The organism is Citrobacter sp. RHB35-C21 (genome assembly GCF_013816515.1).
Classification (GTDB): domain Bacteria; phylum Pseudomonadota; class Gammaproteobacteria; order Enterobacterales; family Enterobacteriaceae; genus Citrobacter; species Citrobacter braakii.
In genome coordinates, this window is sequence record NZ_CP057147.1 from 1,296,780 (window position 1) to 1,312,253 (window position 15,474).

Annotated in this window: 6 protein-coding genes and 1 other RNA gene; 2 read left to right on the forward strand and 5 right to left on the reverse strand. The window is 51.6% G+C overall.

The annotated features are described in order from the left end of the window. Positions 1–918: 918 nt before the first annotated feature. Both HVZ39_RS06295 and HVZ39_RS06300 read left to right on the forward strand, forming a co-directional pair. Positions 919–7,833: an autotransporter outer membrane beta-barrel domain-containing protein gene (locus tag HVZ39_RS06295; protein WP_249419340.1), complete on the forward strand. Its 6,915-nt coding sequence runs from the start codon at positions 919–921 to the stop codon at positions 7,831–7,833. Positions 7,834–7,949: 116 nt separating this feature from the next. Further along, positions 7,950–9,383, forward strand: coding sequence for an EAL domain-containing protein (locus tag HVZ39_RS06300; protein WP_181633352.1), 1,434 nt, complete (start codon positions 7,950–7,952; stop codon positions 9,381–9,383). Positions 9,384–9,441: 58 nt separating this feature from the next. Here the strand turns inward: HVZ39_RS06300 and HVZ39_RS06305 are convergent, their stop codons facing one another. The 5 genes from HVZ39_RS06305 to HVZ39_RS06325 form a co-directional block, all read right to left on the reverse strand. Next, positions 9,442–9,798, reverse strand: a complete 357-nt coding sequence (locus tag HVZ39_RS06305; protein WP_016157245.1) for a hypothetical protein — start codon at positions 9,796–9,798, stop codon at positions 9,442–9,444. 427 nt (positions 9,799–10,225) lie between these two features. Continuing rightward, positions 10,226–10,589, reverse strand: a transfer-messenger RNA (tmRNA) gene (ssrA, locus tag HVZ39_RS06310). Between the two features lie 72 nt (positions 10,590–10,661). Next, on the reverse strand, positions 10,662–11,825 hold the full coding sequence (locus HVZ39_RS06315; protein WP_085951071.1) for an HlyD family efflux transporter periplasmic adaptor subunit: 1,164 nt from the start codon (positions 11,823–11,825) through the stop codon (positions 10,662–10,664). 7 nt (positions 11,826–11,832) lie between these two features. After that, positions 11,833–14,019, reverse strand: a complete 2,187-nt coding sequence (locus HVZ39_RS06320) for a type I secretion system permease/ATPase (RefSeq protein WP_181633353.1) — start codon at positions 14,017–14,019, stop codon at positions 11,833–11,835. Further along, positions 14,016–15,425, reverse strand: a complete 1,410-nt coding sequence (locus HVZ39_RS06325; RefSeq protein ID WP_181633354.1) for a TolC family outer membrane protein — start codon at positions 15,423–15,425, stop codon at positions 14,016–14,018. Before HVZ39_RS06325 ends, HVZ39_RS06320 begins: the two co-directional genes overlap by 4 nt. Positions 15,426–15,474: the final 49 nt, after the last annotated feature.

Consider the following 15,474-nt stretch of genomic DNA (forward strand, 5'->3'; position numbering starts at 1 on the left):
TCAGGGCCGATGCAGGAGGAGGGGGCATTTGAGCATTATAAAATATCCCCTCTGGCATAAAAAACTATGAAATTGTTCATTTTAAGTATAAATACCTGCTTCACTCTGCTTAAATTATAAGAGTGCTACTATTTTCAGATAGACCATTATAATCATTCGCCGGTTTGAGAACTGCGTAGTTCTGAGTCTCTGGTTGATTTACAAATTGTCAGTAACTTTAGTAAGTGGCATTTTTATAATGAGTAAACGAAAAGTTACTTAAGTAAAATAATCTAAAAATAGTATGGTATCAAGCGTCTTAAACAACAATTAGAAAGGCTTTGATATTTTTCACTTATTACATTCAACCCCTGGCGGTACAGATGCCGCGGAACTTGCTTATCGCGAGGTGTGTTTTCGACTGACTGAAATCCCTGTTTCTCGCAGTTATAATTTAAGTAACTCAAATGGGTTATGTTTTTCAATATAACCCATGCAATAAGATTTCTCTTATAAGTTGTTTGTTGTTTAAGAGCTGTGATTATAAATGTTTTTTACGGGGTATGAAATAAATTAATATGCGTTTTATTTAATTTGAAATGTTTGTTTATTGTGTAGAAAATTAGGTCGTCATATTACATTGTTTATGCAATTCATTAACAGTTGCTTATGTGTTCCTGTGATGATATCGATACTTAAATCTATAATCACTTATCTTTTTAGATAAAACATCTATAAATTGCAAATTTATCAGTATAAATAGATTGGTTGTTGATGTGGTAATACCATTCGTCATGTACAGATCGCTCAATGTTTCAGCGGAAAAAACTCCAGAGAAGAGGTATCTGACCGCTGGGTAATTATGAGCATCCCATAATGCTATGTGACCACGAATTTTTCCCAGGAAGGGTATTCGTGGAATTATTCGGAATGGTAATGATGAACAAGATTTTTAAAGTGGTATGGAGTGTTTCGCACTCTTGCGCGGTTGTTGTTTCTGAACTGGCAAAACGTTGTGGTGCTTCTGTGGAAACCAATAGTTCTGCCCGCATTGAATCTGGAACGCATAAATTTAATATTTCAAGAATTGCGCTAAGTATAATAGGTGCCGTACTGGCTACGCATTCAATATATGCTTTTGCCGCTGACTACATCTTGCCTGATTACTTACCGTCGACTAACGCTAATGGCGCAGGGCAACTTGTTGTCGGTGACGGTGAAACCATGAATATTATCACCGGTACTAAAGGATATGGCAGCATCGCCTCTGGTGCATCGGGCTTTAAAACGATGACTATTCAGCAGGCAATGGATAATGGTTATATTTCGTCAGGTAGTGAAAATATAAATCTGACGCAGACGACTTTAGGTGGTCGTACCCACAGCATTCAATACGTTGACCCCATCACCGGGGCTTCGCGTACAGTCCAGGTGTATGACAGCGATAATTTTGCCTCTACCAGCGTTGGCGATCTGACGACTTATCTGGGGGTCAGCGTCGGTGATGGGCAGTATGTGAATATGAAGCTGGCGACAGTGACATCAGGCGGCACGCTTGATGTGAATGTTGGTTCAACGGAAAGCGGCTGGGCATCAAACTCGGCAAATATCTTCAATGCTGTCACCAAGGTCTCTGGAGTTTATAACGTTGAGAGCAGCGCCAGTGACACTAAAGACGCGGTACTGAATTACAACGCCAAAACCATCGTACAAAGCGGTAGCGTTGGTAATGTCGCGAAAAATACCGGTAAAGATTATAACTTTGATACCGCAACCTATAACGGCACCTTCTCCAGCGCGCTTGGCGAGTATACGGTTAATAATCTTGATGATTTAAAAAACTACAATGATGCTCTGGTGAAAGCCGTAGAGGCTGGGCAACTTTCGCCCACGGACTACGAAGCTGAGCTTCATAAAGCCTATTCCACGGAACAGAAAAACATTCACTTCGACACCAATATCCCGGATGGCGATGCGGTGTTGCAGGCTGCGAATCGTGATGTGAACAGTTTTATTAAAGCTTCCGGTGCGCGCTCTGTCGTCAATATTTCTGCTGATGCCAATATTCAGGCGGTTTTTAGCGATACCTCCGTGGTGACGCTGACCGACGGAGCCACCCTCAATAACAACGGCACACTGGGGGTTGCCGCCGGTGCATCCGGTGGTGATTATGTCGTTTCAGCGCGTGATAGCATCGTAAATAACAATGGAATTATTGATGCGGGTACCAGTCTTGATGTGAAAAATGCGTGGGTTGGCGCCCATACCGGGATTCTCGCGACCGGGACGACAAAGGTACAGAACGACGGCGTCATCAACCTTGCCTCGCATCAGGATATCTATAACGCCTATGGCGTGCTGATGAATGACACGGCGACCTTTATTAATAACGGAGTAATGAATATTGCCACCGGAGGTGAGCCTGCGAAATCTTCCGATGGTGTCTATACCTACGGTGTGTTTGTTCAACGTAATGCAGTGGCTACTAATAACGGGACGCTCTACATCGGACGCACTGCACAAGCGGTAAAAGATGAGGCGACCAGTGAAGTCCAGGTCACTCTTCCAGCCATTGGTATGTTTGTGAAGAGTGGAACCATCAATAACACCGGGAACATCACGATCGGAGAAAAAGTCGAGAATGCTGTTGCCATTCAGGCAAACGGCAGTGCGTCTCCTGGTGCAATCAACGTTACCCAGGACGGCGTCATTGACATCAATGGCATCGGCTCAGCGCAAAATATTGGCCTGATGGGGATTAACGGTGCAAAAGGGCTGGTAAACAGCGGCACGATTAACCTCAATGGGTACAGCGCCAGCGGTATTGAACTGCAGGGAGGGAGTCAGGCGCTTCATTCGGGCACGATAAATATCACCAATGGTAGTACCACGGATAATACATTAAAAAATATTGGTGCCTGGGTCGAGGGGACCGGGTCTCAACTCACGATGAGTGGGAGTGTGAATCTTGCTGCTGATAACGCCATTGGTCTGCACGTTCGTGACGGCGGTGTTATCGATATTACCGATACAGGCAAAGTCTCATTTACCAGTGGCAAAAACCAGATTGGCTATTTTATTTATGGTGAAGGTTCAAAAGTTAACGCCTCCTCTACCAATACGCAAGATGTCTCGACTGAAGGGTCAACATTATATCGCATAGAAGGTGGTGCGACTTTTGATGGCAGCGGGTCGTCTGGTACGACAATGACGGCATCAGGCACCGACAGCACTATTCTGCAGGTGACTGGGACGGGGAGCCATTTTGATTCCGGCTCGCAATCGCTGAGTATCACGGGTGACGGCGCGACCGGGATTCGGGTTGAAGGCGGAGCGGATGGGGTTATCACCAAAGACGCGGTGATCGTGAAACTTTCCGGTAAAGACACCACCGCCGGGATTGTGGACGGTAATTATTATGACTTGTCCGGGAATGTCGATGAAAATCAGAAAGGTGACTCAACCCTGACCAGTTACGCCACGCTGAATACAAGTAATACGGCGGATGGTGCTTTCGGCTACATCGCCCGCAACGGCGGTACGCTCAACCATAAAGGCAGCATCGACTTTGACCAGGCGGGCAGCACAGGCGTGCTGGTTTCCGGTGGTTCGTTGAATAACGACGGCGACATCAAGGTTAATGGCGTGGCGGTCAGCATCGAAGGCGCTGATTCCGTTGTGAACAACAATGCGACGGTTACCGCGACGGATGGCACCGCAGCCTATCTCGTGGGCAATGATGCGTCATTAAGTTTGACGGGTTCGGGAGAAACCAAAGCATCGGGAGACGCGCACGGTATCTTGTTGGCCGCCGGTGCGAAAGGTCTGCTGGTCGATGGAGCCATCATCACGATGGACAGTACGGGTAAAGGAAGCGCGATTGAAAACGTCGCCAACATTGCGGGTATCCAGCTAAAAGATACAACTATCAGTGTGGGGAATGGAATCGGTATTCATACCGGAGCATCCCTGGCGCAGACCAACTCCGGAACGATTAATGTTACGGGGAGCGGTACGGGGATCCTGTTTGAAAATATCGACGGCAGCGAAACGAATCAAACGCTGGATATGTCTGACTCGCGCGATCTGGTTATCAATGTTGAGCAGGCTGCGGGTAAAGGGATCGTCACCAATGCGTCAACCGACCTGAAAACGGGCGTCAGCGTTAACGTACTCGACGCTAACGGTGGTGAAGCGTTGATTGTCGGTGGTACGACCAAAAATGTTGAACAGGCTGGTGAGTTGACATCGAAATCGACCAGCCACGCAGTGGTGAATGTTGATAACGGTTCCCTGGAAACGTTTATCAATAAAGGCGTTATTAAAGCGCTGGATGCGTCGCAAAAAGCGGTAGAAATGCTCTCGGGGGCAGGCATCGCGTTTACTAACGCGGCGGGTGCCAGCATTGTTGGTCAGGTTAACCTGATGAGCGGTGATAACACCGTTACGCTGGAGTCTGGCAGTACCGCAACCGACATCAAGACGGGCAGTGGTAACGATCTGTACCTACTGAAAGATGTCAAAGAGACAGAAACCTCGCTGTTTACCAGCCTCAATGGTGGTGATGGGGAGGATACACTTCAGTTGAATAACGCACAGTACATCCTCAATCACGCCGATGCTATTACCGGCATGGAGCATATCGATCTCACTGCTGGTTCAGTATTTACCGTTAATAATGTTGATTTTGCGTTGGGTGATAACCAAAACGATGCGACCGGTACGGGTTACAACATTGATACGACCAGCACCTTGTCGCTGAATTCTGACGCTGCGCTGGCTTTTAATAGCCATCTGGCGGGAACCGGAACTGTCGCTGTTGATGCCAGCGGTAATGCGTTTGATTTTACCAGCAACAATGCGGCAGATGGATTCAACGGTACGCTGGCGCTAACGAACAGCACCTTTGAGCTGGCTGGATTAAATACTCAGGCGCTGAGCCAGGCAACATTAAATGTAGGCGAGGGGAACGTCACCCACGTGGGGTCCGGTGAGCAAAATATCGGAGGCCTGGCGTTTAACGGCGGCACCATCAGCTTTGACGGGGTGACGCCGGGGCAGAGCAGTTCCGAAGGAACAATTCATGCTGGCGCGATGGATCTCTCCGGACGTGGAACCGTGCAGGTTGATACCGGCACGATTACGAACGATCGTCCGCTGGCTGATACCACGCTATCACTTCTTGAGCAGGACGATGCGCAGTCCCTGATTCAACTGGCAACATCTGATTCTTCCGTCACCGGCGGTGCGGGCAATCTGACGCTGACCGATAGCAATGGCAATATCATCAGCGATGGGGTTGAAGCCGGTATCAGCCAAAATGGCGAGATTGTTGCGAATGGAACCTATGATTATCGCCTCACCGGAGGGGATAACGATGATGGACTGTACATTAGCTATGGTCTGACACAAGTCGAACTGCTCGCATCCGGAGACAATGCACTGGTCCTGGATGCGAACGGAAAAACCGGTAATGCCGCAGATCTGAGCGCTCGCGTGACTGGCAGTGGCGATCTGGCGTTTGACAGCGCCAAAGGCCAGACGGTATCGCTATCGAATATGGATAACGATTACACCGGTATCACCGATGTGCGCAGCGGCAACCTGCTGATGAAAAACGATAATGTTCTGGGACAGACCGGTGAACTACGTCTGGCCGCCGATACCGGTTTTGACATGAATGGTCATAGCCAGAGTGTCGGTAAGCTGACGGCGGGGGCTGACTCAATGCTGAACATCAATGGCGGTAGCCTGACCCTGGAGCAGGGCGGAACAGCCGATGGAATATTGACCGGAAACGGCACGCTAAACATCAATGGCGATACGCTGACCATCACCGGTGAAAACAGCACGCTGACGGCAAAAACGACCATTGCAGAAGGTGCGCGCGTGCTGATGAACACGACGCTGGGTCTCGGCACGGGCGATATTGTGGCGGCGGGAACGCTGACGATGAATAAGGCGGCAGGTGTGCTTTACAACAGCATCAGCGATGCCGGACGGATTGAACTTACCGAAAGCGATGTCGCGCTGGTGGGCAATAATAGTGCCTTTACGGGACAATTTGCTATTGATGCGGATTCCCGGCTCACCGCGTTCACCGCAGAAAATCTGGGCAGCGCAGAGGTGCGCAATAGCGGTTCACTGGTGCTGGACAGTCATACCGACTGGCAGCTTAATAACGACGTTTATGGTAGCGGCGACGTGACCAAGCTGGGAGCCGGATCCATTACTGTCGGTGATAACGCCGCCTGGACGGGGAAAACGGATATTGAGCAGGGCGGCCTGGTTCTGGGTGACGGCACATCTCCCGTCACGCTTGCCAGTACCGAGGTCAACATAGCTACGGCGGGGATGCTCTCGGGCGTAGGGGGAGTCGCAGGTAATGTGAATAACGCCGGTGTGCTGCAGGTGGGTACCGGGACCGGTGACAACCTCCTGTTCACTGTAGAGGGAAACCTGGTTAACAGCGGTATCCTCGCAACCGGTGTGAATGGTCAGCAGGCCGGTAATCAACTGGTGGTCAATGGCAATTACACGGGTAATGATGGTCATCTTTCCTTAAACACTGCGCTGGGGGATGACAATTCCGTTACGGATAAGCTGGTGGTGAAAGGTGATACCAGTGGCACTACTTCTGTCAGCGTCACTAACGCCGGTGGGAAAGGTGCCGCAACGATTGATGGTATCGAAGTTATCCATGTTGATGGCGTATCGGATGGTGAGTTTATTCAGGCTGGCCGTATTGTGGCGGGGGCATATGACTACAGCCTTGGACGTGGTCAGGATGAAAACAGCGGCAACTGGTATCTGACCAGCGGTAAAACCAATCCCGATCCGCAGCCAAACCCGGATCCGGATCCCGATAAAGATCTGCGTCCGGAAGGCGGCAGCTACACGGCTAACCTGGCGGCAGCCAACAACATGTTCGTCACCCGTTTGCACGATCGTCTGGGCGAAACGCAGTATATCGATGCCCTGACCGGCGAGCAGAAAGTCACCAGCATGTGGATGCGCCACGTCGGTGGGCACAACAACTGGCGTGACGGTAGCGGCCAGTTGAAAACCCAGAGCAACCGTTACGTATTGCAACTGGGGGGCGACATTGCGCAATGGAGCCAGAATGGGCTTGATCGCTGGCACCTTGGCGTGATGGCGGGCTACGGTAACGATCACAGCAATACCCAGTCTTCACGCACGAGCTATCGTTCAAAAGGCTCAGTGAATGGCTACAGCACCGGCGTTTATGCCACGTGGTATGCCAATGATGCGTCGCATAACGGCGCCTGGCTGGACAGCTGGGCTCAGTACAGCTGGTTTGATAACAATGTTAAAGGCGATGACCTGCAAGGCGAATCGTACAAATCGAAAGGGGTTACCGCTTCGCTGGAAATGGGATATGCCCAAAAAATGGGCGAGTTTGCCGGCAGTCACGGAACGCTGAACGAATGGTACATACAACCTCAGGCGCAGGCAGTCTGGATGGGAGTGAAGGCGAACGACCATCGTGAAAGTAACGGTACCCGTATCACCAGCAACGGTAATGGTAATGTGCAGACCAGACTGGGCCTGAAAACCTGGATTAAGAGCCATCACCAGATGGATAACGCTAAAGAGCGTGAATTCCAGCCGTTTGCCGAGCTGAACTGGCTGCACAATTCACGCGATTTCAGTACGACCATGGATGGCGTGAATGTGCGCCAGGATGGAGCGAAAAATATTGCCGAGGTAAAAGTGGGTGTGGAGGGACAGGTGAGTCCTCGTCTTAATCTGTGGGGCAATATCGGGGTTCAGGCTGGCGACAAAGGGTATAACGACAGCGCTGCGATGGTAGGTGTGAAATGGAACTTCTAAGCTGATTCTACCGGGCAAGTTCAGCCAGACTGGCGCATGTCAGTCTGGCCATTTCCTCCTGAAATAATCTCAAAAAGCGTCCTTCGGGGCGTTCTGTTCAACAACACGAGTTAATCATGTCTGTAACCAAGAAAATCACACCCATCATGCTGGTGTTGCTTTTTCTTCTGGCCGGTGTGCTGACTTCATGGCAGCAATGGGATAGAGAGGGACAACTTGTCAGAGAACACGCGATAAATAGTCTGGTCGAAGAAATCGATACGATATTTGACGACGTAAATACACTGGCTGTGTTAGCCAGCGCACATATACAAGAGAATTGCACTGACGATCTGCTACGAAAATTGCGTCTTCTTACGGCGTCTGGCGAGAAGATTCGTTCAGTCAGTATCATCAGGAACGGTGAGTGGAACTGCTCTTCTCTTGAAGGTCGAGAATCGCCGGGGATTATTTCCAATGGAACGACCACACATTCACTGATGATTGAACAGATTTATCGGCTGAACACGGAGATGTATATAATCTATTTTCCGTTTCAGGGGCAGGTGGTGGCTGTTGCAGTATATAAAGCGGCGATCGATAAAATTCTCATGGATTTTGCCCGTAAAGAAAAAATTGATGTGCATTTTTTATTGTATCCAGAAAAACATCCTTTCGTGCAGATGGCCTCGCAAAACTATCCTTTCTGGATTGTGACGGATTCACAGGATGGCATTGCGGATTATGTGCGGGATAATCATTATCTTCTTATTTTATTTGTGGTTCTGTCTTTGCTGTTATATTTCCACTTACGCCGGGCACAGCGGATATCACCGATAAAAATACTGCAGCGTGCGATTAATAATGATGAATTTATTCCGTTTTATCAGCCCGTCGTTGAACTCGCTTGCGGAAAAATCGTCGGGGCTGAAGTGCTTGTTCGCTGGAATCACCCTGAGCAGGGAATTATTCCCCCTAACGAATTTATCCACACGGCTGAACATAGCGGCTTGATCAATGCGCTGACGCTGAAATTGTTGACGCAGGTAGAGGTTGATATGCGGTGCCTTAGGGCTCAGTGTGATATACCATTTCATATCGGTATTAACGTACCTCCACTTTCACTGGAGGATAATGAATTTACCGATGCCACTATCGCTTTTATTCAGCGGATGAACTTGTTTCATATTGGCGTAATGCTGGAAATCACCGAACGGCAGCAGAATCTGATCCGTGAAAGTGTTCTGAGGCGCTTGAAAGAGGCAGGCGCTGCGCTAGCCTTGGATGACTTTGGGACCGGATATTCTAACTATGCTGCGCTGCAACGTATTTCGCCGCGGTTCTTGAAAGTTGATAAGATGTTTATCGACTCACTGGGTAAAGGCGGCGTGAGTGATACTATCATCAGCAATATTGTTCACCTGTCTGAACTGGCCAGGATCCCACTGGTGGCGGAAGGAATAGAAAGTGAAGAACAGATGGAGAGGCTGCGACGGATTAACGTTAGCTTTGGTCAGGGGTATCTGTTCAGTAAACCAATACCCTTTAATGCGTTTCTACGTTTATTATAAGGATTGCTAATAATAAAAAACCGCGAAAGCGGCTTTTTATTATTGAATGGCTGGAAGATTACTCGCTGACTTTTTTCTCAACGGAGGCAGCACCTTCTTTGGTCTTATTCCAGCCTTTCTCGGTACCTTCTTTTGTTGCATTCCAACCTTTTTCAGTACCTTCTTTGGTTGTATTCCAGGCTTTTTGTGAGCCTTCACTCACTTTACTGCTCAGGTCATCTTGTTTACCTTCAGCAGCATGTTTTGCTTTTAACTGTTGCTCTTCGCCCTGATTCTGCGCCTGATGCAGTTTTTCTTTTGCGGTATTGGCATTTTCGTGTGCGGCGGCTACATCATTATCAGTTGCGTGTGTCGTCGCGGCAATAACGGGAGAAGCCAGCAGAATTGCAGATAATGCGATAATTGTCTTTTTCATAATATCCTCGCTTAGCGTTATAAGTTATTAGCGTGATTAAGCATGGCACACGAACGAAGCGCTGGCTTTAGGAAAAAACTGTAAGTGCTGATGACGGTATTTATCCATTTTGTGCAGCTGTGAGCGATCAATACGGTAATTTTGTGGTGGGTCAAAAAGCCGCATTCAGTGTTAGGTTAAATAATAAGTGGTTGTCGTTATTAAGCATGGATATATTAAGTATGTGTAAGTCTCCATGCGTTTAGGCCCAACGAAAACAATAGAGCTTTTCGTTGGGCCTATCAATGGGCCTAAAAGGTTCGGATTTAATTAGTTCTCTTCGGACTTCGCGGGACAAATTCAAGGCACAAAAAAGCCCGCATGGCTTGCGCCGTGCGGGCTCTTAGGACTTCATCGGATGACTCTGGTAATCACCGATGGAGAATTTTGGTGGAGCTGGCGGGAGTTGAACCCGCGTCCGAAATTCCTACATCCTCGGTACTACATGCTTAGTCAGTCTTTACATTCGCCTGGCACCTGCGGACAGACACGCCACTACCAGACTAGCCTGATTAGATTTAACGCTTCAACCCCAGGCAGGGCCTCCACGCGATCTCTTTTGGGTTTGACCTCTCTTTGATCCCCGTCTTAAGAGCGGAAGCTAGGGAGAGAGGGCTCAGAGCAGGTTATTAAGCTGCTAAAGCGTAGTTTTCGTCGTTTGCGACTATTTTTTTGCGGCTTTTTACGAGGCCAACCGCCCCTCGGCATGCACCTTGGGTTTCGCGAATCCCGTCGAATCCAGAATCAGCCCCAATGTGTTAGAGCAAGTATAACAGACTTGTGACACGCGTGACCAGCCCCCGCAACCCCTAATCCTCAAGGATTTACCGCTCGCGCAGCGCTTCTTTTGCGCGATTAAACGGTTTGATTAAATAGTCGACGATGGTTTTTTCACCTGTTTTTATATCCACTGTGGCAATCATTCCCGGTACGATGGAGAAATGACGTCCCAGTTTGTTCTGTAAGAAGTCCTGATGGGTGCGGATAAACACGCGGTAGTAGAATATTTCCGGTTTCACTTTGTCCTGAATAGTATCCGGGGAAATAGTTTCGACTACGCCTTCCAGACCGCCGTAAATCGCGTAGTCATAAGCGGTTATCTTCACCAGCGCCCGTTGGCCGGGGTGGATGAACGCGATATCGCGCGGAGACAGGCGAGTTTCAATCAGCAGATGATCGTCCAGCGGTACAATCTCCATCATCTCGCCATTGGGCGGGATAACGCCGCCAATGGTAGTGACCTGGATGTTTTTCACAATACCGCGCATCGGCGCACGCACGGTCAGGCGGGTGACGGAATCCTCGCGTCCTTTCAAAATAGCCGCCAGCATATCCACTTCGGCATTGGCTTTTGACAGCGCTTCCCGCGCCTGCACGAAGTATTGTGAGCGCAGATCGGTGATTTTTAATCCCAAATCGCTTTTTTGTCGTTGCAGGCGCAGCACTTCAACGTGGCTGGCGGCACCACTTTTTTCCAGCCGTTGGGTTATGGCCAGCTCTTTATTTACCGAGACCAGCGCATCCTGCAGTTCTGCCATAGAATCAGCGAGCTGCGCGCGGCGACTTTTATACAAGCGCGTTTCGGAGGCGATGAGATCCGGCCAGGCGCGTAGTGAAGCGGGAAACACGAGCGGCAGATCGTTAACTTCGGCATTGAGCCTTGCGCTGGAAGCCAGTGAGGCGCGATAGCGGGCGGCGCTCTCCCCAACGTTGGACTCAGAGCGAGTGGGGTCGAGGCGCGCGACAATCTGATTAGCCTGTACTTTATCTCCTTCGCGTACCGTGAGCTCGGCGAGAATGCCGCCATCCAGCGACTGCAAAACCTGCTCGCGCGAGCTGGGGATTACCTTCCCGCTGCCGGTCGAGACTTCATCCAGCTTGCCGAAATACGCCCAGATACCCAGGACGGCAAACAGCAGCGTGCTGAGCAGAATAATGCGGCTGGCCCCGGAGAAACGGTGCTCGCGGCGGATATCGAGGTCGTCCATGGCAGCGTCATGCGGATTGGTTTTCATTTTTCCACTCCCGACCGTGAGTAGGGGCTGGTGCCCGGCTCGCATTCAGCGCCTGAGCTTTCGGGGCATCCATGACCAGTTGCCCTTCTTTTAACACCACTACGCGCTCGACCAGCTCCAGAACCGGCACGCGATGGGTGGCGACAATCAATGTTCGGTTGCCCAGCCACTGGTTCAGGCGCTGAATAAACTCTCGTTCGGTATGTTCATCCAGCGAGGCGCTGGGTTCGTCGAGCAGCACGATATTGGGCGATCGCAGCAGCATTCTTGCCAGCAGGATCGACTGCCGTTGTCCACCGGACAGGCCGTTGCCGCCCTCCATAATGGGGTGCGCCAGCCCTTTGGCGAGTTGTTTAACGAAAGCCGCCGCGCCGCTGACCTCCAGTGCTTCGAAGATCTGCGCGTCGCTGGCATGCGGTGCGCCGAGGGTCAGGTTCTCGCGCAGGGTGCCGAAAAACAGCCGCGCATTCTGACTGAGAAAACCGATATTGCGGCGTAAATCGGCCATATCGATCTGCGCCAGGCTCAGGTTATCGAGTCGGACATCGCCCTGGATAATCTCCACGCCGCCCGCCATGGCCTGTAGCAGCGTTGATTTCCCGGCGCCGTTACGCCCGAGGATCGCCACCCGTTCGCCGGGCATGACCTCCAGACGTGAGATGCGCAGCGGAACGCGTTGATCGTCGCTGTGGTAGCGAAAGTGCGCGTTTTCAAACAGATAATGGCCGTGAAAAATCTCCTGATGCACACGGTCTTCATCGTACTGCGTTTCGGTGGGAAGCTGCATGATGCTGTCTAACCCCATCTTCGCCGCCTTGACCTGCTGCCAGCGGGCCAGCACGCCGCACAGGTTCGCCATCGGGGCAATCATTCTGGAACCGAGCATCGACGCGGCCACCACGGCCCCGGTGGTCATTGTGCCTTCAATGACCATCGGTGCGCCGAACATAATGATGGCGGCGTAGACCAGGCTTTGTACCGACATGCCCCAGCCAATCAGCCCTTGAGTCAGCTTGCGCGTGCGCAGTCCGGACTCTCCGGTAATACGGATGTAGCTGTTCCACTGTTGTAAAAAGCGGTTTTCCGCCTGCATCAGCTTGATATCTTCCAGCCCCTGAACGCTCTCGACCAGCACCGCGTTGCGCAGGGTGGATTCATGCGCTGCCTGGTTGGCGAGTACCGCCAGTTTCTTCTGTAACAGCAAACCGGGCAGGATCATCAGCAGGGCCGCGACGGGGGCTATCCACGCCAGCGGCGGGGCGATAAAGGCCAGCACCACGATAAACAAAAAGAAAAACGGCATATCGACAATCGTCGACAGGGTCGAGGAGGTGATCATCTCGCGAACCTGTTCCAGCTCGCGCAGTTGAGAAATAAAGCTCCCCGTCGAGCGGGGGACGGCACTGTTGCGCAGCCGCAATGCGTGGCTGAACACGCGATCGGAAATGCGCATATCAGCGCGTTTGCCGAGCAGGTCCATTATGTGGGTACGCGCTTCGCGCAACAAAAAGCCAAACAGCACCGCCACCAGAACGCCGGTGGAGAGAACATACAGCGTTGGATAAGACTGGGCGGGGATCACCCGATCATAGACCTGCATCGAAAAGATAATCCCGGCAAGCGACAGGACGTTAATCAGAAAGGCGGCAATCATGACCGGCAGGTAAGGGCGGATGTCCTGTAACACCAGTTCGCGCATCCAGTCGGGCTTGAAGCGCGAAATATAGCGGTCTACCCGACTGTCCTTCAGCGCCGACAGCGGGCGCAGCGCGGTAATGCTCACGATCTCCGGCAGAAGTTCTGCAACTGTGAGTCGGTTACGCTGGCCCTCTTCGGCGATGATAAAAACATCCAACGTATCTTCACCGTTGAAATGTTCTATCACCATCAGTTGGCCGTCGCGCAGTTCCGCCACCACCGGCAGACGCCACTGGCCGAACGCCTGCGTGGCGGTATCCAGCGCATGAAATGACAGCCCCGCCTGACGCGCCAGCTGCGACAGGGCCATAGCTCGGCTTTTTCCCGCAAACCACGGGGCGTTGGCCTGGATTGCACCGGGCGAACAGGCAACGCGATAGTGGCTGGCAATATGCGTCATCGCCTGCGCCCACTGGCTCAGGGCGTGTTCGCCAATCGCATCTTCCGCATGTGTATCGACGTCGCTCATAGCTTTATCTCCACCGATTGAATACTGCGGTTATTTAAGGCGAACGCCTGGCGAAGCGAGCCGGTGTTATAGAGGCAGTTCAACTGGAGCTGGCGCAGCTGGTTTTGAGTCTGGAGTTCAGCAAAACGGGCCTGATATACCTCCTGCTCGGCGTTAAGCACGTCGAGCAGTGGGCGTGACCCGAGGTCCAGATACTGCTGTTGATAAAGCTCGCGCGTTTGTTCACTCAGCCGTTGCTGGCGACGCAGGATCTGCAGGGCAGTGGCGAGGCTCATCGCCTGGCTGCGGGATTCCAGTAATTTCTGCCGTACTTCAAGTCGGGTACGCTGGATGGAGTACTGTGCAGACTCTACCGCGTGACTGGCGGCGTTGCGTCTGGCGGTGAGTCCGCCCCCCTGATACAGCGGCATCTCGACTTTTACCCACGTTGAGTACTGGGTTTTGTCGAGCACCTCATGGCTGGGGTATTTGTCGTTGAGATAGTGCTGAACCGACGGCTCCAGGGAGATAGTGGGCGTCATCTGCGCGTTGGCGTAATCGAGATTTGCCTGGGCCACATTCGCCTGCGCCCATGCCGCCAGCACCGCAGGAACCAGCTTATCGTCCGGTTTGACCACATCACAACTGCTGTCCAGTTTGACCGGAAATTCGTTGCTGATGCCGTTAAGCGAGTTCCAGCCGAGGAAGCTCATCAGCGTTGCCTTGCTGCTGTCGAGATTGGCCTGATACTGCGCCAACTGAGAACGTGCAGACTCGATACGCGCATCGGTTAGCACCACGTCGGATAGCGAGGTTGCCCCTTCATCATTGCGTTGACGGGTCAGCCGACCAATACCGTTCAAGGCGCTGAGCTGCTCTTCGGCGGCGTCCACCATTTGCTGCCACGTCTGCACCTGGACTATCGCGTTGGCGGTTGCGTGGGCGATGGTATCAATACTGAGTAACACATTCGCCTGCTGTTGTGCGGATCCGGCGGTTTCAGCGCGGACCTGGCTTGCCACTTTGCCGAAGTCGTACAGCATTTGCGACACTGAAATAACCAGGGCCGGGCTAAAGCCGTGATCGGTGTAAGTATTGCTGTAACCGTTGTTCATCCCGGCAGAAACCTGCGGGTAATATTTTGATTTCGCCACGTCGATCTGCTCATTTTGTGAGAGCAGTTTGCCGATGGATTCACGAATAGAAGGATGCCAGCTCACGGCGCGGCTCACTGCGTCGTTGAGCGTCAGGCTGCCGGGGGCGGCGGCGCTCAGCGGCAGATCTGCAACCGCGCCGTCCAGCGAGGGCAGCATCTGGCTGGTGGCCAGGCCTTCCGGCGTAATAATTTGCGGTTCATCTTCGGCATTCACCCGCAGGGTACAGAGCGTTAATGCCAGCAGTAAGGCAACAGGCGCGACATTTCTCATAGTTTATCCCTTACAAAATACAGCAGCGACGACTGTTATTGCCCCGGAC